This window comes from Ketobacter alkanivorans (assembly GCF_002863865.1).
Taxonomy (GTDB): Bacteria; Pseudomonadota; Gammaproteobacteria; order Pseudomonadales; family Ketobacteraceae; genus Ketobacter; species Ketobacter alkanivorans.
Genome location: NZ_CP022684.1, coordinates 2,669,870 through 2,689,645, shown reverse-complemented (window position 1 = coordinate 2,689,645; position 19,776 = coordinate 2,669,870). Strand labels below are relative to the sequence as shown.

Below are 19,776 nucleotides of genomic sequence, written 5' to 3'. Positions count from 1 at the left end.
GACTATAGTCCCTCGTTAATAAGACCATCAAGTGAGTTAAATTTATCGCGTTGATATATTTCTTATATGATGAGGCTGTAGAACTTGCGACGGACGAATAACGAACAAAGAACGAGCTGAATTGCTAACTCGTTCTTTGTTGCGAGGAAGGCTATGTTAAGTTGATTATGTGGTGGGGATCAGTGGCTGTCGTGATTCTACGTATTCACCGGCTGTAAAGCTCCAGCATACCTTCTCTGTACCATCATCCACGCAGGTGCTGTTACCTTCGCGACGCAAGTTGGTGGGGTCATTCAGTGAGGGTGTGACAGCCAAAGCCTTTCTTTGCCAGCACGTTACGTCACCATCCGCCAGTGCGCAGCCGTAATAACCGATGCGGACACTGATTTGTTCAACATGACTTAAGCCAAACAGTATGCTGGGCTCGGCGATGATTGCGTCCGGTTCAGATGACCAGCAGTGAACGCCGGTTTGATCCAAAGCGCAGCCATAATTCCAGGAAACGGAAACCTGGGTAGGGTTAATCAATGAAGGTGTATCTGTGTGTTCAAAATTGCGATACCTTGCAGCCGAACTTTGCCAGCATTGCGCTTCACCGGGTTGTTGCAGTACACAGATATACCCGCCCGATCTGTCCCAATCGATAAGGCTGTTGGTGTTCATCACAACCGGGCGTAACTCAAGGTCGTTTATGGCGTTGGCAGCGCAGGCCACTGGCAGATAATGCACTACGCCACAGGTATCTTGCATTCTCACCTGGCAGATCGGATCGCTTTCACAGACAGTCGTGTCGTTACTGATGAATGTTCTGCCCGTTGGCAGCCAGCCAAGCAGCTCACTGTCGGGGTCTACATTGGCTTGCACGGTGATGGTTCTGGAGTTATTCGCAATACTGTTTACTTCAAGTTGGGTAAAAACAACTTCACGTTGGCAGGTTTCCGGGCAGTCTATATCGGTGCCGGTTACGCTGGCTGAACCATTGCCGAGTATTTCAATACTGACCATACCTCGATCATCTAAATCACCGCCGCAACCGATAAGGCCTAAACTTAAGACTGAACTTAATAATAGTATTAGTGCTGATCGCATATTAACTCTCCTTGTTATTGTAATATCTTACGAGCAGCTCTTTTGTACCACTATTTTGCCAAGGAGTTTTGTTTGATGTGGCCACGAAGCCACGAAAGTCGAGGGCGCGATTCCAGGTAACCGGAATCGCGCATCTTGATGGTTAAGGCTTGGGATGTTCGATGTAGAATTTCAACGCTTCTTCTCCGTAAGCGAAACTTCCGCTGCAGCCCAGAACACTGGTTCCGCCGGGTATGCAATGACCTCCCACCAGACCAATTGAATCATGTGATATGTGTTCGAATAAATAGCCATTACCGGTCAGACTGATGTGGGTGTGTTTATCACCTTCGCCCAGTGTGAGTTCTTCCAAATTCGCTGCGCCAATGGTTTCACGAACGGTTGCCAATACCGGCGTGGCTTCGAAGGCATAAATTGCAAAAGGATCAAGCAAACCATTTACAAACAAAATAGGTGTGCGTGGTAAATCACAGCCAATATTACCTTGATCGTTAGGGTTGACGCCTGCAATGGGGGCAAAGCTTGCGAAGGTATCCGTGTAGTTGCAGATAAAGCGCCAGGTCATAGAACTGCCTTGAGAAAAACCACCCATATGAATGCGATTGGTGTCGGCATTAAAGACATTGACAACGCTTTGCATAAAATCCAATACGTTCTGATCATCTGTGCCTGCTTCTGACCAGATGCCACTGGGTTCAGAAGGTTGAATAACGATATAGGGGGTTGAAGCGCCGAAGGCAATGGCGTCTTTACCCAGTGCGGATAAATTGGTGCCGGCATCTTCCACGCGTGCGTCCATGGTGCCGCCGTGAATATCCAGAATAACACCGCAACCTCCGTTTTCGCAGGTTTCAGGAACCGTCAGCTGGTAATCAAGGCTGGGGCAGGCCACTTCAACGGCATCGTAGGCAGCGACTGGAAAGTTCTGGTTTTCCAGACAGGCTAAATCGCTTTTATCGCTGGCACCACATCCAGCCAAAGCACTCAGGCCGATGGCTAAGGTAAGTCTTCTTAGGGTAGCTATTCCCCATGTTTCAATAGCGGTCATTATTATTATCCCTGCAATTGTTTGAGTGGGTGTTGGTAATCACTGAGAGAACCCGGCATAGGGTTTGAATAGCTATTAGATACGGGAGCAGAGACGCCATCTTGTACGAAGAGGTTGTGTTTGTTGTGCAATTGCATGTGGCGTGAAGTTAAGTTGTAAGATTCTTCCGCTACTGGTTGATTGCGGCCAATTACGCCAGGCGCGCGAGTTCTTGTTCCAGCAAAGTTTTAAACCAGTTATGAGCGGGATCCTTGGCCAGCGCTCTTGGCCAGATCAGATAGATGACTATCTTGGGTACCGGTGCCGGAAACGGCAAAACCTGTAAGCCGAAGGGCGCTGCCAAGCGCGTGGCCATGCGCATGGGTACCGTAGCAATTAAGTTGCTGGCACTGGCCACCGAAAACAGATTGCCATAATGCACCACCTGGGCCCCCACTTGGCGACGCCAGCCTGGTCGCCCCAGGATTTGATCCAGTGGCAACACCTGGCGTTCACGTAGTGGTAGCACCACATGCTCTGCTGCCAAAAAGTCTTCTAATGTCAGCTTGCCTTGTATGGTGGGATGATTATGTCTGGCCACCACCGCCAGGGTTTCCTGCAAAAGCGGCCTTGCCTGCAGGCGATCGTCTGTTGGCAGCAGGGTATCGATGGCGAAATCCACATCGTTGTCCAACAGCAGTCGGTTCCAACCATCCTGTTGGGGCAGCATTTGGACACTGATATGGGGGCTGGTTTGACGTAGGCTGGCCATGAATGAACCCAGGGCCAGAAACTCAAAGTAGTCTGGTGCGATCAGGCGAAAGGTGCGATCACTGGTGGTGGGGTCGAAACATTGAGACGGGTCGAGAGCTTGGGCTACATTCTGTAAGTGTGTGCTTACATCCTGGTACAGGCTTTTCGCACGTGGTGTGGGTGTTAAGCCAGTGCGGGAGCGAGTGAATAATGGATCGTCCACGGTAAGCCGTAATCGCTGCAGAGCTGCACTTACGGCGGGCTGGCTCATGCCCAGGCGCTGGGCGGCGCGGGACAACTGGCCCTCTTCCACCACGGCCACAAAGATGGGTAACAGGTTGAGATCGACAGCACGTAAATTCAGCTTCATGGATATTGTATATATTATTTATTGATTTGATGAATAATAGCCCCTGCGTCACACTTGTCTATAGGGTAATGAGTGGAGAACAAATTATGTCCATTAATGATTTGGTGGCGCTGTCTATCGTACTGTTTGTGGCGTTGGCAGCGGTGGCGGAATGGTTGAGCGGGCGCAGTGCCAATGGCGCACGCACTGCCAGTGATTGGAAGATGGCGGGCCTGACCGTGACCATGATGGTGGCGGTGCAGCGACCCTTAGTGCTGTTGATCATCGGATTGGGGCTGACTTGGTTGATCCCCGGTAGTGCCGGCTCGTTGGCGTGGATGCAGAATGAGTATTTTTGGCCCACATTGATCGCATTTTTTGTGCTGGAAGAATTGATTCACGGTGCCGGGCACTATTTTGCCCATTGCCGTAGGCCCAAGGCGCGTTGGGCACAAGCAGTGCAGGCGGTGTTCAAGCTTTCCCACCGGCCCCACCATATGAGCGGCGATGATGAGCGCGGCCAGATCAGCGTGGTGCATACCTTCACCAACGGATGGTTGTGGTGGTTTGTGATGCCCAACTACTGGTTTCAATTGTTGGCGCTGTATTTGGGTTTAACCGAAGTGTTTTTGTGGGGCACTGTGGTGAAAGGGTTGTGGTCGGCTCATACTCATGCCAACTGGAATTACGACCTGTACTTCCATAATCATCAGTGGGCCTGGGTGCGCAAAACCATGTGGGCGCTGGCGCATGTATTCACCTTCCCTACCCAGCATCACCACCATCATGCTCGGGGTAAAAATTCAGCGAAGAATGTGTGTGGCTCATTGGCGTTGTTTGATTGGCTGATTTTCGACACTCTGGCTATCGAAACGGCGCGCCCGGACGTGTACGGATGGCGTCAGTCAGAAAAAGAACAGAAAAGCGCGTTGTATCGTTACTTCAACACCGACCTGAAGCCCTACCTGCGTTGAGGTATTAGATAGAGTATCCTGGCCGTTTGATATTGTTTGGGAATCTGATCAATATGCTGAGGGAACAAGCAAAAGCCCACTAAACCCAGTTGAAGATAAGTAAGGACAAAACATGTATACAGGAAGTTGCCTTTGCGGCGGTGTGACGTTTGAGATTGACGGTGAACTGGAACCCATTCAGATATGCCATTGCATACAGTGCCGCAAAGCGCAGGGCAGTGCCATCGTAACCAATATCCCGGTACAGGAGGTGAACTTTAGATTGATCAGCGGGGCTGATTTGATTGGTGCTTTTGAATCATCGCCGGGCAAGCAGCGTTGTTTCTGTAAAAACTGCGGATCACCGGTGTACAGCAAAACCGTGAAAGTGCCAGGTGTGGTGCGGATTAGGGCCGGTACGTTGGATGGCGATTTGAATACTAAGCCAGCGGTGCATTTTTACATGGCGCACAAAGCGAATTGGTTTGAGGTGAATGATGCGTTGCCCCATTACCGGGAAGGGTATGTGGTTGAGGCATGATGAATATTTTGTAATGTAATGTAATGGATTGGTGGAAAGTAAACGGCGCTCTTGTGAGCGCCGTTTTGTTTTGAACGTTTATTCGATGGGTGGGTTGAGTAGGTTGTCGACAAAGGATTGCGCACTTTGAGGCTCTTCACCATCAAATTGGATCTGGCCAAGGCGGTAGTTTATAGAGCCAAACCAATCTTTCACGGTGATGCTGTCAGTGGCTGATATGGTGAGCACCAGATCGTTGCCGGACTGGGAAGCACTGATGCTACCGGCAGAGATACCGGCACCAAACTGTAGCAAAGCACGATAAGCAAGTCTGGTTTCCATTTCATAAATAGTGTCGTGATTATCGTCGAGATTGAAGATGAAAGTGTCTTGGGGATTGTCATTGATAATGTTGCGAGTAACGGTATCCCCCTCGATAGTCAGAAGGTTTCCAGAGAGGATGTCATCACCAGGGCCGCCTAGAGGGTAGTGAGTAATAGAGCGGTACTGAGAGCGGTTAACCTACGGCTGGAATTCATCTTTATACACCTTGTAATGATTCGAACATCCCTACCCCATGGAAAAGCCATGCGGGTAAATTGTTTTACGTGTACAGAGACAGTTGGGGGTGAAAGAACGGGCGTATTTATGGGTGAAGTTTAGGGTAATTACATCAGTACCGAGAATGCTTTCCTTCAAAAGTGGGGATTAAATCAGTAAGAGCGGTTGTTAGAAATTGTCTGCAACGTTGGATGCGGGCAGTGTTGCGTAAATCGGCGTGGCTCAATAACCAGACTCCCCAGTCGGATCTGGGCAGTTCAATGGGCAGGCGTTTTACATCCGCTGCCTGGACTGCATCAGGAAAAAAACAGGGCATGCGCGCTACGCCGAAGCCTGCTTGTACTGCCCGATGCATGCTGGCCAGATCATCCACGCGTAGCGCTATAAAGGGTTTATGAAAATGAGTGAGTGCCCATTCCGGCAGCTCGGGCTCTTGGCCCCACACAATGATTGGTGTGGTTTTCAGGTGGCTTTGGCTGGTATGAGCGTAAATGCCGTGTTGCATTTGGGTGATGCATGTTCCTACTAGATAGTCAGGCGGGTTGGGTGTGAGCCGCACGGCAATGTCGGCTTCGCGGTTGGCCAGGTTTTTCAAGCCGTGTGAAACCAGTAAGCTCAATTCGATGGCGGGGTGTTGGTGGCAGAACTGTTTCACCGGGGCCGCCAGGCAGGACTCGAACAAGTCGTGGGGCATGGTGAGTTTGATGTTGCCTTCCAAACGGGAATCCTGCCCCAGTAATACGCGGGAAGCCTTCAGTTCGTTATCCTGAATGGTTTGAACAATGTCGTAGATAGAGGCCCCGGCTTCGGTCATCTGATAGCCGGTGGGTGTGCGGTCGAGCAGCCTTACGCCGTGGCGCTCTTCTAACACTTGAATGCGCCGGGATACGGTGGAGTGGTTTACGCCAAGCGCTTTGGCGGCCATTGAGAAGCTGCCACAGTTGGCGACAGCGAGAAAGTAGCGAAAATCATCCCAGTTGTGCATTATTGCAAAGCCTTGGTGCATTTAATGCGAATTTATCCGGAGTCTAGTCTTTCCTACACTGGCTGTCGACAGGGGTATTTACCTCTGATTATTACTTAGCCAAGCTATAGGAGCAGAGCATCATGCCTTACGTTAATATTCAGATTACCCGAGAAGACGTTACCGCCCAGCAGAAAGCGGAGCTGATCCGGGGCACCACGGATTTGCTGCAACAGGTATTGAATAAAAACCCGGCAACCACCTTTGTCGTGATTGAGGAAGTATTGATGGAGAACTGGGGAGTGGGTGGTGTTCCCGTGGAACAGTTTCGCCAGCAACTGAAAGCAACCGGCACATCCTGATCCGGTAATACACGGGTGATCTGCGCTAGCGGTTTAGGGTTAGCGCAGATTGCATTCATGTATGTCTGGCTCTTTGCGGTGTGTCGATTAGTGAATCACTTTGACGCGTATTTTTGGAAAACCTGTGCCTCGGTCAGCATTTCTGTTTTATTGGAAAAATCATAGTAAGCAGGCTTTTTATCGACAAAAATTTGTTCTTTTAGTTCGAAGCCAGTTTGATCTTGGAATAAACCGGCAGGAACAACCAAATCATTTGAGGGCTTAAAGCGATAAAATAAATGTGTGCCGCAGGTTTTACAGAACGCTCGTGAAGCCCAGGTAGATGAGTCAAACTCCGTTATGCTCTCAACCCCCGTGAGTTGTACATCGGGCCCGCAATGAATGGCTATAAAAGGTCCGCCACCCCACTGTCGGCACATTCCACAATGGCATGCTTCAACATCTTTAGTTGTTTTGGCTTTTATGGAAACAGCCCCACACAAGCATTTACCTTCCATAGTTTCTTCATTCATGGTGCACCTCACATAACCGGTAAACGAGAAAATATCCTGAACGACTAATTTCCCCGCCAGCTTCTCCAAAATGGATTCTCATTTAACCGCATATTGAATGACATTCCCATTAACATCGGATTTGGCTTTACAACCGAATCAATCAGCGCTGACTCAAAACCGTGAGCGCTGATTGATCAATGGCTTATTCGGCTTCCAGGGTGCGCAGTACCCGTTGTGCGGCCAGGCGGCCACTTTGCACGGCACCGTTCATGAAACCGTAATACTCATCACTGGTGTGCTCTCCGGCAAAAATCAGGTTATCCAGGGCGAATTCCTGTGCTTCTTCCGGGTCGTCGGCTTCGATGTACAACCACTCTTCTGCCAGCTCGGTGTATTGTCCTGGTTTGAAATTGGTATAACCGCCGCCGATGTATTGGGTGGTGCACCATGACGTGCGCACAAATTTGCCGTTACTTACGTTTGCCAGTCCAGCGATGACATTGCTGTATTCACCCATCAGCGCACTACCCTGCTCGTCTGCGCTGCCGCTGGCGGTGATGTCGACTTCGTTGCCACCGACAAAGAACGTCAGTGAGCCTTCAGGTAATTCAGGCTGACGCAGGCTGCTGTCCCACAGCAGGGATGCGGTTTGATCGTTCCAGGCTTCGATTTCAAAACCGTTGGGCCCGCGCCAAACTCGTTGGGTGACTCCGGCGATGACCTTTTCGTTGCGGCCCAGATCCACCTCATGGATAAAGCGGTTCAGGGTCTCGGGTAATTCAACGCCGATTTCTACGTTACGCAGAGCGCTGAAAGGCAGCGCCAGAATCACGTATTCTGCTTCCACATCGCGACCTTTGTCGAAGCTGAGCCGATAGCCACTTTCGGTTTGTATCAATTTAGTGAGGGCGCGTTGAGTGTGGATCTGTCCAGCCAGGGCAGCGCGCAGACTGTTCACCACGGTTTCGGAGCCACCGTTGATTACATAGGCTTCGTCACTGGTGCTGAGCACCTCAACATGATCACCATCCACCACCGGTAACAGATACAGTAATTGAAGTATGGAGGAGTCAGTGGGTTCTACGCCATACTCGACCCGCACGGCCCCTTCCATCAGGTCTCGAATATCTGGATCGGCGGGGATTTTGTCAGCGTGCATGTCCAGATATTCAGCCAGGGACTGGTTATCGAAGATGGGGGCATAGGTGTCCCAGTCTGCATCCAGTAATTCAGCGTCGCTCATTAATTGGGCAGCGAAGGGGCGCAGGGCTTCTGCCATTTCTGCTTCACTGCGTTTGCGGCCACCATAAAAGAAGGCGACTTTGTCCAGCTCAGGGTTGGGTTCGATGCGACTGGCCACGGAGAGGCCGAATTCATCGATCAGTGTCAGCATGTCCTCGTGATCGGTGTTCACCAGCTCGCCTCCCAGATCGGTATCCAGGCCTTCGCCTAATACGCTGTGCACAGTGCGTACCCGGCCACCGGCGCGGCCCCGCGCTTCGTAGACGTTGACTTTCAAGCCTGCTTTACCCAGTTGGTAGGCGGCATTGAGGCCAGCCAGACCGCCACCAACAATGGCTACTCGCTCACTTTTGGCACCAAAGCAACCGGTGAGGCTACCTGCAGACATTAGTGCCGTGCCGCCCAGCGCGCTGTTGCGTATAAAGCGGCGTCGCCCGGGATTGGTTGGAGCCTGAGCAGGGCTGTGCCCTTGTGCTGTCAGATTCAGGTTACGGGCTTGTTGCAGCAGGTGATGCAGTTGTTTGAACAGAATACTGTGTGCCATTGGGTGTCCGCCTGTATAAAAATTAGCTAAGTAGATTAGTCCGACTGCAAGGTAGACAGGTTCAGGTTAAAAACAAAGGACTTTTTGTGCGCCGAAGGCAAATTGTATACAATCTTCTCCTTTTTTAGAGGGAAATAAGGATGTCGTCAGACCACTCAGATAATGTATTAAGCCATCAGGAGCGAGAGTTATTCCGAGATAACTTCCGCAAGTTTCTCAGTAAAGAAGTAGCACCCTATTACACCCAGTGGGAGAAGGCGGAGATCTTTCCTCGTGAGTTGTGGAACAAGCTGGGGGAGAACGGGTACCTGGCGGTGGATGTGCCGGAGCAATACGGCGGCTATGGGGCAGATCTGTCCCTCAGCGCTATCGTTATCGAGGAATTCGCCCGCAATAATTTCATGGCGCTGGCCTCAAGCGTTTCAGTGCATTCCGACATCGTGACACCCTATATTCAGCATCTTGGCAGCGAACAACAAAAACAAAAGTGGTTGCCGAAACTGGTGAGTGGTGAGGCGGTGGGTGCGATTGCCATGACCGAGCCTGGCGCAGGCTCCGACCTGCAGGGCATGCGTACCAGTGCGGTGTGCAATGATGGCCAGTATGCCATTAATGGTCAGAAGACGTTCATTACGAACGGCCAGCACTGCGATGTGATCGTGGTGGCCACGAAAACCGATCCCAATGCCGGTGCCAAAGGGGTGACGTTGTTTACGGTGGATGCCACCCTGCCCGGCTTTGAGCGCGGTCGTAACCTGGAGAAGATGGGGCTGCATTGTGGTGACACGTCGGAGCTGTTTTTCGACAACGTACTGGTGCCGGAATCCGAGATTCTGGGAGGCTTGGGTCAGGGCTTTAGCAATTTAATGAATGAGCTGCCCCGTGAGCGCTTGATCCTGGCCGTGAGTGCCATTTACGCCTGTGAAGGCATGCTGGATTCCACCGTGGCCTACGTTACCGAGCGCAAGGCGTTTGGTTCTGCGGTGTCGCAGTTCCAGAACACTCGTTTCAAGCTGGCTGAGTTGAAAACCCAGGTGGAAGTGAACAAAGCCTTTGTGCGGCAGTGCGCCGAGAAATACGAAGCCGGAGACTTGAGTACGGTGGAAGCCTCCATGGCCAAGCTGTCTACCACAGAGCTGCAGTGCAAAGTGGCCGATGAGTGTCTGCAGTTGTTTGGTGGCTATGGCTACATGATGGAATACGGTATCTCGCGGGCGTATATGGATGCCCGCATCCAACGTATTTATGGGGGAACTTCTGAGATCATGAAAGAGATCGTAGCGCGTTCGCTGGTGGGGCGTTAATGACTGTGCCCAAGTCCACCCGTTCGCTGAATGTCACCGAAACGTTGCGTGAGTTGTTGTTGCAGGGTGAGTTCCCGCCCCGCACTCGCCTGCAGGAAACCGCGTTGGCAGAGCGAATGCAGGTTTCGCGGACACCGATCCGCGAAGCCCTGCGGGTATTGGCCAAGGATGGCCTGTTGGATTACGCGCCGAACTGTGGCTATTCAGTGCGCCATTTTTCGGTGGAGGATATCGTCAGCGCGTTTCGAGTGCGTTCTGTGCTGGAAGGGCTGGGCTGTCGTTTGATTGCAGAGCGTGGCTTGTCGGAGTCACTGGATCAAGCATTGTTAAAGACACTGCGACAAGGCGATCAGCTGCTGCAAAGTGGCCAATTGGATCGTGGTGAGTTTGATGAATGGCGTGAAATGAATAAAGATTTCCACCTGGCCATTCTATTGGAAACCCACAACGATCTGCTGGTGCGATTTGCCAGACAGTCACGGAATATTCCCATTGTATTTAACGGTTCGTTTCGCTGGTACAGCCTGCGGGAGTTTCAGCGTGCCCATGATCATCATCAGGTGATTTACGATGCCATGAAAAACCGGCAACCGGAGCGCGCGGACTTCATGATGCAGGAGCATGTGATGCATGCAGCGGACATTCTGAAAAAGAACTACCAAGATTAAAGATTGGAGAGGATAAGCATGAGTTCACTATTTTCCATCGCAAACAAAATTGCTCTGGTGACCGGCGGCACCAGCGGTATTGGTTACATGATTGCCGAAGGCCTGGTTAAGCACGGAGCCAAAGTGTATGTGGCATCCCGCAAGGCCGAAGCCTGCGCTAAAACCGCAGAGGCGCTGTCCAAGCTGGGCACATGTATTGGTATTCCTGCCGATCTGTCTACGGAGAAGGGTTGCGTTGATCTGGTGAATGAGATCCAGCAGCGGGAAGGCAAGCTCAGCATTCTGGTGAACAATGCCGGTGTGACCTGGGGCGCGCCGTTGGAAGAATACCCCGGCAGTGCCTGGGACAAGATTCAGAACCTGAATGTAAAATCCGCGTTTGTTATGACCCAGAAAAGTCTGCCGTTGCTGGAGGCTGCCGCCTCGGCAGCCGATCCGGCGCGGGTGATTAATATTACCTCGGTTGCAGGCCAATTAACGGGCAGCATGCAGGCATACGCCTATGGCCCCAGCAAAGCAGCGCTGAACCATCTTACCAAAATACTGGCTAACGAATTGGCTGCGCGCCATATCACTGTCAACGCCATTGCCCCAGGTGTGTTTCCCAGTCGTATGACCAAGTTTGTATTGCAGGATGAAGCGACGGCGAACGCGCAACGGCAGGCAGTCCCCCTGGGCCGCTTGGGAGAGCCGCAGGATATGGAAGGTCTGGCGGTGTTCTTAACGTCCATGGCAGGGGCTTATGTGACGGGCAATGTGATTGCGCTGGATGGTGGTACAGCAGTGAAGTCGCCGGATATTATTTAGCGGGTTTGTGTATTGATGTGGACGCCGGGGTGTACGGCTTTTTGATGCACCCCGACGTAATGCTTCTTGTCTTAGCTATCCAATCGCGCTAACGAAAGGTTTCGATTTTTTGTCTGACGGTATACTTGGCTTCATAACCTGAGTGTTTCATAAAGCCCTTCATGAATGAGCCCAGAAACTGCGGGTTTGGGAAGGAATATTCACCGTAATTTGGATCGAAAAATGCCGATTCACCGCCGGGCTGGACATGCGCGGCCACAGCATGACCACTGGTGGGGCCGCTCAAACTAATCATATGGTAGCCAGCGGATTTTCTATCAATGTAGGAGAGCACATTGCTCATGCCTTCCAACGGTGCGCCATAGCGATTCAGTCCATAGTGCTTGAAGAATTGGTCATCGAAGTCTTTATGGGTGGCGCTTGAAACAAAATTGTTCTTGTTGTTTTTGTACATCGCCGTTTTGACGACTAACACATTGATTGCCCCTTTATCCCAGACGCCGCCGGGTTTGAGCCACTCAAACAGACTCTTTTCACCTTTCTCACGCAGGGCCAACCAGTACAAAGACATAGGATGACACATGCCTCCGACATAGGTCGCATCATGCAGATTCTGTGACTTATCGTTGTAAAAGCCCTGCATCTGCCGCTGCTGTTTGATATCGCTCCAGCTCTGGTTAAACTTGCTGTGAGAACCACCACAAAGCGTTGCGACTCTTTCAATGAGAGCGCGTTTTTCGGACGATGGCATGACAGCCTCCTCGATAATATGACCTGTTATTAGGTCGCTGATTTAAGAATGATTCACCTTAATATCGGGCGTTCCTCTAAAAGAAACATCCGAGTTGTTTTTATTACATCCAAATAACTGTAACTTGAGTTAATCAAGAGTCGTGCCAACTGTATAACATACTGCTATATATAGATATTTTCCAGTCAGCGAGGGATTGGGGCGAAAGTGACACGTCCATTCACTCAGGTGACATGTGTTAATCCAGTGCCAAACGAGGAAAAGCCCTGTGGAGGGGGCTTTTCATTGAGTGTGCTGTTAGAGGCTGAAGTTGTGTCAACTATGCGGGGGTGTCAGCCTGCGTCTTGATGGGCTCGGGCGTGATTGTGTTGCTTATCTTCGTACATGCGCTCATCCACGATCGATACCATGCGGTCGATTCCGGTGAGTTCGCTGGCTGGAAACAAATGTGATCCGATACTGACGCTCAGATTGAGATGCTGTAATTCGCCGGTGCAGAGGTTTTTCAGCTCGGCTCTGATTCTGGCGGCGGTTTTCGGCAGGGCCTGATCATCGGCGGTCATCATCACGACGACGAATTCATCACCGCCTACGCGCCCAGCCACATCACTGTCGCGCAATACATTGTGTACGGCGGAGGCCAGTGCCGTGATGGCTCGATCCCCCAGGCGATGTCCGAACTGATCATTGATTTGTTTGAGATTATCCAGGTCGAGGTACAGTATTCCGACACTGTGCCCCAAGCGTTGTGCCAGACGCACATGTTTTTCTGCTTGAATAAAAAAGCCCCGGCGATTTAACAAGCGGGACAGATCATCCTTGGTGGACAGTTCCAGCAGCTGCAAAAACTGACTGTTGAGCAGCAGATCCCCTTCTACCAGATCACGAAACTGCCATAGCAGTTCCTGAAAAGTACGGTTGTAATGGGTGACGGCAAAATCCAGTACGGCAATGGTGCCGAAACAGGATCCATCCGGCCAATAAATCGGCACTCCCAGAAAAGAGTTCACGCGGCTTTCTTTCACCAATAAATTACCCTGCCATTCGGGCATGCTGGTGGCGTGATTGAGGTAAAGTGGGCCAGCGTTTTTGATGACCTCAGTACAAAACAAGCATGCATCTTTGGGGAACTTATCCCCTGATTTGCAGGGATTAGTTGGACTGCTGCTGCCGACGACAACCTGGTAGCCTTGGGAAGTGGCTTGCATGATAAACACCGCGGGTGACTCGTATAGCTTTGCGACGAGATCTACGGTGGTTTGCCATTTTTTCAGGGAAATCATCGGATTCTGTTGTTCAAGAATCCATTCGTCACGATTGAACATAGCCGATGATAGTTCTCAGTAAATTGAGTTTTGAGTATAGCCACAAAACCAATATTGAAATGAGAAATGATCTTAAAAGGCAAAAATTAACAAAATTTAGTTTATATACGATCGCAAGTGCTGGATTGAACCGTGAAATCAGTGGCGCCAGAACATGGGGGTGAAGAGTACCAGCAGGGTAAAGATCTCCAATCGGCCCAATAACATGGCGAAACACAGAATCCATTTTGCGGTATCGCTGATCTCACCATAGTGAAGCGCGACATCCCCTATGCCCGGGCCGAGGTTATTGAGGCAGGCAGCCACGGCCGAGAAGCCGGTGATGAAATCCATACCGGTGGCCAACATGGCCAGAAACAGCACGCAAAAGCTGATCAGGTAAATGCCGAAAAACCCCCATACAGCTTCGATGACCCGATCAGGCACGGCTTTATTGGAGAGCTTGATAATCATTACGGCGTTGGGGTGAATCAGGCGGCGAATTTCTCTTAAACCTTGTTTAAACATAAGAAAAACACGAATGGCCTTGATACCGCCTCCGGTTGAACCGGCACAGGCACCGACAAAGCTGCCCATGATCAGGGCAGTGGCCAGCATCGGATGCCAGGCAGAAAAATCGGCCACGGCGTAACCAGTGGTGGTGCCGATGGAGACGGATTCAAACAGGGCATGACGGGCGGCCAGGAGAGGGTCATCGTAATCATTGGCGATCATCAGGCCGAAGAATACCAATACGCTGATGCTGAACAGGATGGTGATGTAAAAGCGAAACTCGGGGTCGGTAAAGTAGGAGCTGATACTGCGGCGGCGCCAGGCAACAAAGTGCAGGCCAAAGTTGATACCCGCCAACAGCATGAAGAGCACGGTAATCAGTTCGATGGCGGCGCTATCGAAGTAGCCAATGCTCTCATTGTGGGTTGAAAACCCACCGATGGCCACGGTGGAAAAGCTGTGGCTGATGGCGTCGAACAGGTCCATGCCGCACATCCAATACGCCAGGGCGCAGGTGATGGTTAGGGATACATAGATGTACCACAGGGCTTTGGCGGTTTCGGTAATGCGGGGGGTGAGCTTGTTATCCTTTACCGGGCCTGGGGCTTCGGCACGGTAAAGCTGCATGCCCCCAATGCCCAGCATGGGTAAAATAGCCACCGCCAGTACGATGATCCCCATGCCGCCCAGCCACTGCATTTGTTGGCGGTAAAACAGGATCGACTTGGGCAGGTTGTCGATGTCGCTGATCACGGTGGCGCCGGTGGTGGTCAGCCCGGAAATGGATTCGAACACGGCATCAGCCACGTCCATATGCGGTTCGTTGCCTAACATAAAGGGTATGGCGCCGTAACACCCCAGCACCGTCCAGAACAGCACGACCACCACAAAGCCGTCTCGTACTCGCAGATCCTGTTTGCGATTTTGCACCGGTAGCCAGCACAGCAGGCCCGAGATCAGGGTAATGGCAAAGGCGAAAAAGAACTGTCTTTCACCGCCATCATCATAGATCAGTGCCACCATTGCCGGAATCAGCATGGTGCTGCTGTACACCATCAACAGCAGGCCAAGAATGCGAAGTATGACAGCGGGATGCATACAGGCTCCAAATTAGAAGAAGGTGATTCCCACCTGGAACAGGCGCTCGACATCCTGAATGCGGCGCTTGTCGATCAGGAACAACACCACGTGATCATCGGACTCCACCACGATATCGTCGTGGGCAATCAGCACCTGATCCTTGCGCACGATAGCACCGATAGTGGTGCCCTCCGGCAAGTCGATGTCACCAATGGCCTTACCCACTACCTTGGAGGATTTCTCATCTCCGTGGGCGATGGCTTCGATGGCCTCGGCCGCGCCGCGCCGCAAGGAATGTACATTGGCCACATCCCCTCGCCGCACATGGGTCAGCAAGCTGCCGATGGTGGCCTGCTGGGGTGAGATGGCGATGTCGATGTCGCCGCCCTGCACCAGATCCACGTAGGCGGGGTTGTTGATCAATGCCATCACTTTGCGCGCACCCAGGCGTTTGGCCAGCATGGAGGACATGATGTTGGCCTCATCGTCGTTGGTCACGGCGATGAAGATGTCGGTGTCTTCTACGCTTTCTTCCAGCAGCAGATCCTGATCGGAGGCGTTGCCGCGGATAACGATGGTTTTGTTGAGTTTCTCGGCGAGAAAACCGCAGCGTTCCGGGTTGCGTTCGATGATCTTAACCTGATAGCGGCTTTCCAGTGCCTCGCACAAGCGTTCGCCGATGTTGCCACCCCCGGCGATGATGATTTTTTTGTAGTTGTGTTCCAGCCCGCGCAGCTCGCTCATCACCGCCCGAATGTGGTTTTTGGCGGCGATGAAGAAGACTTCGTCATCGGCTTCGATGATGGTGGTACCTTCGGGGATAATGGGGCGATCGCGGCGGAATATGGCAGCAACGCGGGTGTCTACTGCGGGCATGTGCTGGCGCAGGTAGCGCAGTTCACGGCCCACCAGTGGCCCGTTGAAGTAGGCTTTCACCGCAACCAATTGCAGTTTGCCCTCGGCAAAGTCCAGCACCTGCAATGCGCCGGGGTGCTCGATCAGACGGGTGATGTGGTTGGTGACCACCTGCTCCGGCGAGATGATGACATCAATGGGGAAGGCTTCGTTGCCGAACAGACCTTTGCTTTTGGCCAGATAACTGGCGGAACGCACCCGGGCGATTTTGGTGGGGGTGCGGTGCAATGAATAGGCAACCTGACACGCTACCATGTTGATTTCGTCGGAGTTGGTGACGGCAATGAGCATGTCGGCGTCGTCGGCACCGGCCTGGCGCAGTACGGTGGGATAGGAGGCCATGCCGGATACGGTACGAATGTCGTAACGATCCTGCAGCTCTTGTAGTCGCTCGGAGTCGGTGTCTACTACGGTAATGTCATTATGCTCACTGGCCAGGTTGGCTGCCAGTGTGCCGCCAACTTGGCCTGCACCCAGAATGATGATTTTCATGCTGCAGTTTCGCTTTGTCTTTTCAGGTTCACGAACAGGGCTCTCATCCTATCACGATAGTCGTTGCGCGTTCATTGCGCTTGTGTGTCGTCATGTTGCACGGGTTTCTGTTTGATGGCGCAGTAATAAAATCCATCGTGGCCGTTAATGGTGGGAAACAATTGGCGGCCGCAATCGTGGCCGATGCCCCACTCTGCCGCGATGGTTTGGGCCTTTGCATGACGCTGGTGTTGCAGGAACTGGTGCACTACCCGGCTGTTTTCCTGGGGCAGTATGGAGCAGGTGGCGTACAGCAGGGTACCGCCGGGTTTCAGTAAAGAAAACGCAATTTGCAGCAGGTGTTGCTGAGTGTCCGCCAGTTTGCCAATGTCGGAACGCTTGCGCAGCCATTTGATGTCCGGGTGGCGGCGGATAACACCGGTGGCAGAACAGGGTGCATCCAGCAAAATTCGATCAAAACGTGATTGCGGATGATCCTGTGCGTACTGTTCCAGGCTGGCGTGAACGAGGTTGGCATTCAGATGCAGGCGATCCAGGTTCTCCTGTACCCGCTGCAGCCGCTGGCCGTCCATATCCAGTGCCACTACTTCGGCCAGGGCGGGTTGTTGTTCCAGCAAATGGCAGGTTTTGCCGCCGGGCGCTGCGCAGGTATCTAGGATGCGCTCCCCCGGTTGCGGGTCAAGCAGAAAGGCGCTCAGTTGGGCCGCTTCATCCTGCACCGAAACCCAGCCTTCACGAAAGCCGGGCAGTTCGTCGACATCACAGGGTTTCTCTAAATAGAGTGCGCTGGCTGCCAATTGACCGATACGGGCACCGATGCCGCGCTCTTTGAGTCGGGCCATATAGTCATCGCGACTGTTGTGCAGGCAGTTTACCCGCAGACACATGGGGCCTGGTTCATTGTTGGCTTTAAAGATGGCGTTGGCTTGTTCTGGCCAAGCCGCTGTTACCGCATCCATTAGCCACTTGGGGTGCGCCGTTTGGATGGAGCTGCTGTCGGGCAAGCTGGTTTCCAGTAGTGCTTTATCGCGTTGGGCGCGACGCAGCATGCCGTTGATGACTTTTACTGCCCAGTCTTTATTCAGCTGGCGACAGGCCTCGACGGTTTGGGATATGGCGGCATGATCGGGAATGCGCAGGTAGAACATTTGATACAGGCCGATTAAAAGCAGGGCGTGCAGGTCGGCGTCTTTGGGTTTGAAGGGCTGGCGGATTAAGGGAGCGGCCAGTTTGTCCAGTCGGATATACCAGCGGCAGACACCGAAGCAGATCTCCTGCAGCAGACCTTTGTCCTTGTCTTCCTCTGCCACTTTCGGCATCAGATCAGACAGTGAGCGCAGCTGCAGGTTCTGCCGGTTCAGCGGCAAAACTTGCTCCAGGATTTGGGCCGCACGGGCACGGGTGTTCAGACTGCTCGGGTCTGGCTGCGAATAGGGGCGCTGGCTCAAAGGAAGCGCTTCCCGATGTTGAACCAGTCCGCTTTGGAATTGAGGATGGCGGCTACTGGTAGGCGTTTGCCACCCGGCAGTTGCAACTGGTGCAGGCGCAATACGCCGCTGCCGGTGGCTACATCCAGACTGTCTTTGTGCACGGCGACGAGGGTGCCCGGCTCGGCGCTGCTGCCCTGATCCGCCAGGCTGGCTTGCCATACCCGGATGATGTTGTCGTCCAGCTGGGTGTGGGTAACCGGCCAGGGGTTGAAGGCGCGTACCAGATCGTTCAGCTCTTGGGCGGTCCGCTGCCAGTCCAGTTTGCCCTCCTCTTTGCTGAGCTTGTGGGCGTAGGTAGCCAGGTTGTTATCCTGCGGTTCTGCGGTGGCGGTGCCGGCAGCCAGGCTGTCCAGCGCTTCAAGTATGGAGGTGGCTCCGATCCGGGCCAGACGATCATGCAGGCTGCCGCCGGTGTCGTCGGGGCTGATGGGGGTGCGCGCTTTCAGCAGCATGTCGCCGGTGTCCAATCCAACATCCATCTGCATGATGGTGACGCCGCTTTCGGTGTCGCCAGCGGCAATGGCGCGCTGGATCGGGGCCGCACCACGCCAGCGCGGTAATATGGAGGCGTGGACGTTGATGCAGCCTAAGCGTGGCGCATCCAGCACCACTTTTGGCAGGATCAGACCGTAAGCCACCACAACCATGATGTCAGCATTGAGGGCAGAGAGGTGCTCTACGTCTTCGGTCTGCTTGAAATTAAGGGGCTGGTAGACCGGTATATTGTGCTCTTGGGCTAATGCTTTAACCGGGCTGGGGGTGAGTTTGCGGCCGCGGCCAGCCGGTCGGTCGGGCTGGGTGTAGCAGGCAATCACCTGATGGTGCGAGCCCAATATGGATTGCAGTACTTCAGCCGCGAATTCGGGGGTTCCGGCGAAAATGACTTTCAGGGGTGCACTCAAGACAGAGTTCCTGTGCTGGCGATGGTTTAAATGATGGCTGATATCGGTGGGGCGGGTCAGCGAACCCGGTTCCGAGCCCCGCTTTAGCGGATCTTGACCTTGTCTTTCTGTTCTTTCACCAGCTTCTTGCGGATACGCTCCCGTTTCAGCTTGGAGATGTGATCCACGAACAGCTTGCCATCAAGGTGATCCAGCTCATGCTGTACGCACACCGACAGGATGCCATCGCACTCCATTTCGAAGGGCTCGCCATCCCGGTTCAGCGCTTTCAAACGGATTTTTTCGGCGCGGGTGACGGTTTCGTAGTAGCCGGGCACCGACAGACAACCTTCGTCAAAATCCTGTTCGCCGGAGATCACCTCAAATTCAGGATTGATCAGTACCAAAGGTTGATCTTTCTCTTCACTGACGTCGATAACCACAATACGTTGGTGCACGTTCACCTGCGAGGCGGCCAGGCCAATGCCCGGGGCGTGGTACATGGTTTCCAACATATCATCAGCCAGCTTGCGTATGTTGTTGTCTACTTTTGTGACCGGCTTCGCCTTTGTACGCAGACGAGGGTCAGGAAATTCAAGAATATCCAGTATTGCCATCTTGAGAATGCCACTTTTCTAGTATAACTATAGATATTGTTGCTAAGATTATGATCATACAGGATTTGCTGTGTTGGTTTTTGCCAAACTTGTCTA

20 protein-coding genes are annotated in these 19,776 nt (G+C 52.6%); 6 read left to right on the top strand and 14 right to left on the bottom strand.

The features are described from left to right. Nucleotides 1–165: 165 nt before the first annotated feature. The 3 genes from Kalk_RS11520 to Kalk_RS11510 all read right to left on the bottom strand — a co-directional run bounded on the left by Kalk_RS11520 (nt 166) and on the right by Kalk_RS11510 (nt 3,239). On the bottom strand, nt 166–1,089 hold the full coding sequence (locus Kalk_RS11520) for an RCC1 domain-containing protein (RefSeq protein ID WP_101894388.1): 924 nt from the start codon (nt 1,087–1,089) through the stop codon (nt 166–168). 142 nt (nt 1,090–1,231) lie between these two features. Then, nucleotides 1,232–2,137 carry an alpha/beta hydrolase family esterase gene (locus Kalk_RS11515; RefSeq protein ID WP_101894387.1) on the bottom strand — a complete coding sequence of 302 codons (906 nt, stop codon included), beginning with the start codon at nt 2,135–2,137 and terminating at the stop codon, nt 1,232–1,234. Nucleotides 2,138–2,327: 190 nt separating this feature from the next. Continuing rightward, complete coding sequence (locus Kalk_RS11510) at nt 2,328–3,239, bottom strand: LysR substrate-binding domain-containing protein (protein ID WP_101894386.1); 912 nt, start codon at nt 3,237–3,239, stop codon at nt 2,328–2,330. An 86-nt stretch (nt 3,240–3,325) separates the two neighbouring features. On the opposite strand from Kalk_RS11510, the gene Kalk_RS11505 reads away from it, so the two are divergent. Together Kalk_RS11505 and Kalk_RS11500 are read left to right on the top strand one after the other, a co-directional pair. Next, complete coding sequence (locus Kalk_RS11505; protein ID WP_101894385.1) at nt 3,326–4,192, top strand: sterol desaturase family protein; 867 nt, start codon at nt 3,326–3,328, stop codon at nt 4,190–4,192. A 112-nt stretch (nt 4,193–4,304) separates the two neighbouring features. Then, nucleotides 4,305–4,712, top strand: a complete 408-nt coding sequence (locus tag Kalk_RS11500; protein ID WP_101894384.1) for a GFA family protein — start codon at nt 4,305–4,307, stop codon at nt 4,710–4,712. A gap of 78 nt (nt 4,713–4,790) precedes the next feature. Here the strand turns inward: Kalk_RS11500 and Kalk_RS11495 are convergent, their stop codons facing one another. Both Kalk_RS11495 and Kalk_RS11490 read right to left on the bottom strand, forming a co-directional pair. Continuing rightward, nucleotides 4,791–5,033: a calcium-binding protein gene (locus Kalk_RS11495; protein ID WP_101894383.1), complete on the bottom strand. Its 243-nt coding sequence runs from the start codon at nt 5,031–5,033 to the stop codon at nt 4,791–4,793. A gap of 331 nt (nt 5,034–5,364) precedes the next feature. Further along, nucleotides 5,365–6,237: a LysR family transcriptional regulator gene (locus tag Kalk_RS11490; protein WP_199767899.1), complete on the bottom strand. Its 873-nt coding sequence runs from the start codon at nt 6,235–6,237 to the stop codon at nt 5,365–5,367. Between the two features lie 122 nt (nt 6,238–6,359). On the opposite strand from Kalk_RS11490, the gene Kalk_RS11485 reads away from it, so the two are divergent. Continuing rightward, nucleotides 6,360–6,578: a tautomerase family protein gene (locus tag Kalk_RS11485; RefSeq protein WP_101894381.1), complete on the top strand. Its 219-nt coding sequence runs from the start codon at nt 6,360–6,362 to the stop codon at nt 6,576–6,578. A 95-nt stretch (nt 6,579–6,673) separates the two neighbouring features. On the opposite strand, the gene Kalk_RS11480 is transcribed toward Kalk_RS11485, so the two are convergent. Together Kalk_RS11480 and Kalk_RS11475 are read right to left on the bottom strand one after the other, a co-directional pair. Then, nucleotides 6,674–7,090 (bottom strand): GFA family protein, encoded by a 417-nt coding sequence (locus Kalk_RS11480; RefSeq protein ID WP_233716620.1) that lies wholly within the window; start codon nt 7,088–7,090, stop codon nt 6,674–6,676. Nucleotides 7,091–7,274: 184 nt separating this feature from the next. Then, on the bottom strand, nt 7,275–8,858 hold the full coding sequence (locus Kalk_RS11475; protein WP_233716618.1) for a flavin monoamine oxidase family protein: 1,584 nt from the start codon (nt 8,856–8,858) through the stop codon (nt 7,275–7,277). Between the two features lie 140 nt (nt 8,859–8,998). Between Kalk_RS11475 and Kalk_RS11470 the strand changes: the two genes are divergently transcribed. The 3 genes from Kalk_RS11470 to Kalk_RS11460 are packed head-to-tail and all read left to right on the top strand — an operon-like array spanning nt 8,999 to nt 11,637. Further along, nucleotides 8,999–10,162: an acyl-CoA dehydrogenase family protein gene (locus Kalk_RS11470; protein ID WP_101894380.1), complete on the top strand. Its 1,164-nt coding sequence runs from the start codon at nt 8,999–9,001 to the stop codon at nt 10,160–10,162. After that, nucleotides 10,162–10,830 (top strand): GntR family transcriptional regulator, encoded by a 669-nt coding sequence (locus Kalk_RS11465; RefSeq protein ID WP_101894379.1) that lies wholly within the window; start codon nt 10,162–10,164, stop codon nt 10,828–10,830. Before Kalk_RS11470 ends, Kalk_RS11465 begins: the two co-directional genes overlap by 1 nt. Before the next feature lie 18 nt (nt 10,831–10,848). Continuing rightward, nucleotides 10,849–11,637: an SDR family oxidoreductase gene (locus Kalk_RS11460; RefSeq protein ID WP_101894378.1), complete on the top strand. Its 789-nt coding sequence runs from the start codon at nt 10,849–10,851 to the stop codon at nt 11,635–11,637. An 88-nt stretch (nt 11,638–11,725) separates the two neighbouring features. On the opposite strand, the gene Kalk_RS11455 is transcribed toward Kalk_RS11460, so the two are convergent. The 7 genes from Kalk_RS11455 to def all read right to left on the bottom strand — a co-directional run bounded on the left by Kalk_RS11455 (nt 11,726) and on the right by def (nt 19,680). Next, a complete protein-coding gene (locus tag Kalk_RS11455; protein WP_101894377.1) occupies nt 11,726–12,388 on the bottom strand; it encodes a YopT-type cysteine protease domain-containing protein in 663 nt (220 codons plus the stop codon). A gap of 332 nt (nt 12,389–12,720) precedes the next feature. Continuing rightward, nucleotides 12,721–13,713 (bottom strand): sensor domain-containing diguanylate cyclase, encoded by a 993-nt coding sequence (locus Kalk_RS11450; protein WP_101894376.1) that lies wholly within the window; start codon nt 13,711–13,713, stop codon nt 12,721–12,723. A gap of 138 nt (nt 13,714–13,851) precedes the next feature. Beyond that, a complete protein-coding gene (locus Kalk_RS11445; RefSeq protein ID WP_101894375.1) occupies nt 13,852–15,303 on the bottom strand; it encodes a TrkH family potassium uptake protein in 1,452 nt (483 codons plus the stop codon). A gap of 12 nt (nt 15,304–15,315) precedes the next feature. Further along, on the bottom strand, nt 15,316–16,692 hold the full coding sequence (trkA, locus tag Kalk_RS11440; protein ID WP_101894374.1) for a Trk system potassium transporter TrkA: 1,377 nt from the start codon (nt 16,690–16,692) through the stop codon (nt 15,316–15,318). Nucleotides 16,693–16,763: 71 nt separating this feature from the next. Then, nucleotides 16,764–18,101, bottom strand: a complete 1,338-nt coding sequence (gene rsmB / locus Kalk_RS11435) for a 16S rRNA (cytosine(967)-C(5))-methyltransferase RsmB (protein ID WP_101896292.1) — start codon at nt 18,099–18,101, stop codon at nt 16,764–16,766. Nucleotides 18,102–18,136: 35 nt separating this feature from the next. Next, the gene (fmt, locus tag Kalk_RS11430) at nt 18,137–19,084 is read right to left on the bottom strand and encodes a methionyl-tRNA formyltransferase (protein ID WP_101894373.1); all 948 of its coding nucleotides are present in this window, start codon (nt 19,082–19,084) and stop codon (nt 18,137–18,139) included. An 83-nt stretch (nt 19,085–19,167) separates the two neighbouring features. Beyond that, nucleotides 19,168–19,680, bottom strand: a complete 513-nt coding sequence (gene def / locus Kalk_RS11425) for a peptide deformylase (RefSeq protein ID WP_101894372.1) — start codon at nt 19,678–19,680, stop codon at nt 19,168–19,170. Nucleotides 19,681–19,776 lie beyond the last annotated feature (96 nt).

What these genes read in the sequence shown, in the direction of transcription:
- Kalk_RS11520 (WP_101894388.1), bottom strand. Translation starts at nt 1,089, where the DNA reads ATGCGATCAGCACTAATACTATTATTAAGTTCAGTCTTAAGTTTAGGC.
- Kalk_RS11515 (WP_101894387.1), bottom strand. Translation starts at nt 2,137, where the DNA reads ATGACCGCTATTGAAACATGGGGAATAGCTACCCTAAGAAGACTTACC.
- Kalk_RS11510 (WP_101894386.1), bottom strand. Translation starts at nt 3,239, where the DNA reads ATGAAGCTGAATTTACGTGCTGTCGATCTCAACCTGTTACCCATCTTT.
- Kalk_RS11505 (WP_101894385.1), top strand. Translation starts at nt 3,326, where the DNA reads ATGTCCATTAATGATTTGGTGGCGCTGTCTATCGTACTGTTTGTGGCG.
- Kalk_RS11500 (WP_101894384.1), top strand. Translation starts at nt 4,305, where the DNA reads ATGTATACAGGAAGTTGCCTTTGCGGCGGTGTGACGTTTGAGATTGAC.
- Kalk_RS11495 (WP_101894383.1), bottom strand. Translation starts at nt 5,033, where the DNA reads ATGGAAACCAGACTTGCTTATCGTGCTTTGCTACAGTTTGGTGCCGGT.
- Kalk_RS11490 (WP_199767899.1), bottom strand. Translation starts at nt 6,237, where the DNA reads ATGCACAACTGGGATGATTTTCGCTACTTTCTCGCTGTCGCCAACTGT.
- Kalk_RS11485 (WP_101894381.1), top strand. Translation starts at nt 6,360, where the DNA reads ATGCCTTACGTTAATATTCAGATTACCCGAGAAGACGTTACCGCCCAG.
- Kalk_RS11480 (WP_233716620.1), bottom strand. Translation starts at nt 7,090, where the DNA reads ATGAATGAAGAAACTATGGAAGGTAAATGCTTGTGTGGGGCTGTTTCC.
- Kalk_RS11475 (WP_233716618.1), bottom strand. Translation starts at nt 8,858, where the DNA reads ATGGCACACAGTATTCTGTTCAAACAACTGCATCACCTGCTGCAACAA.
- Kalk_RS11470 (WP_101894380.1), top strand. Translation starts at nt 8,999, where the DNA reads ATGTCGTCAGACCACTCAGATAATGTATTAAGCCATCAGGAGCGAGAG.
- Kalk_RS11465 (WP_101894379.1), top strand. Translation starts at nt 10,162, where the DNA reads ATGACTGTGCCCAAGTCCACCCGTTCGCTGAATGTCACCGAAACGTTG.
- Kalk_RS11460 (WP_101894378.1), top strand. Translation starts at nt 10,849, where the DNA reads ATGAGTTCACTATTTTCCATCGCAAACAAAATTGCTCTGGTGACCGGC.
- Kalk_RS11455 (WP_101894377.1), bottom strand. Translation starts at nt 12,388, where the DNA reads ATGCCATCGTCCGAAAAACGCGCTCTCATTGAAAGAGTCGCAACGCTT.
- Kalk_RS11450 (WP_101894376.1), bottom strand. Translation starts at nt 13,713, where the DNA reads ATGTTCAATCGTGACGAATGGATTCTTGAACAACAGAATCCGATGATT.
- Kalk_RS11445 (WP_101894375.1), bottom strand. Translation starts at nt 15,303, where the DNA reads ATGCATCCCGCTGTCATACTTCGCATTCTTGGCCTGCTGTTGATGGTG.
- trkA (WP_101894374.1), bottom strand. Translation starts at nt 16,692, where the DNA reads ATGAAAATCATCATTCTGGGTGCAGGCCAAGTTGGCGGCACACTGGCA.
- def (WP_101894372.1), bottom strand. Translation starts at nt 19,680, where the DNA reads ATGGCAATACTGGATATTCTTGAATTTCCTGACCCTCGTCTGCGTACA.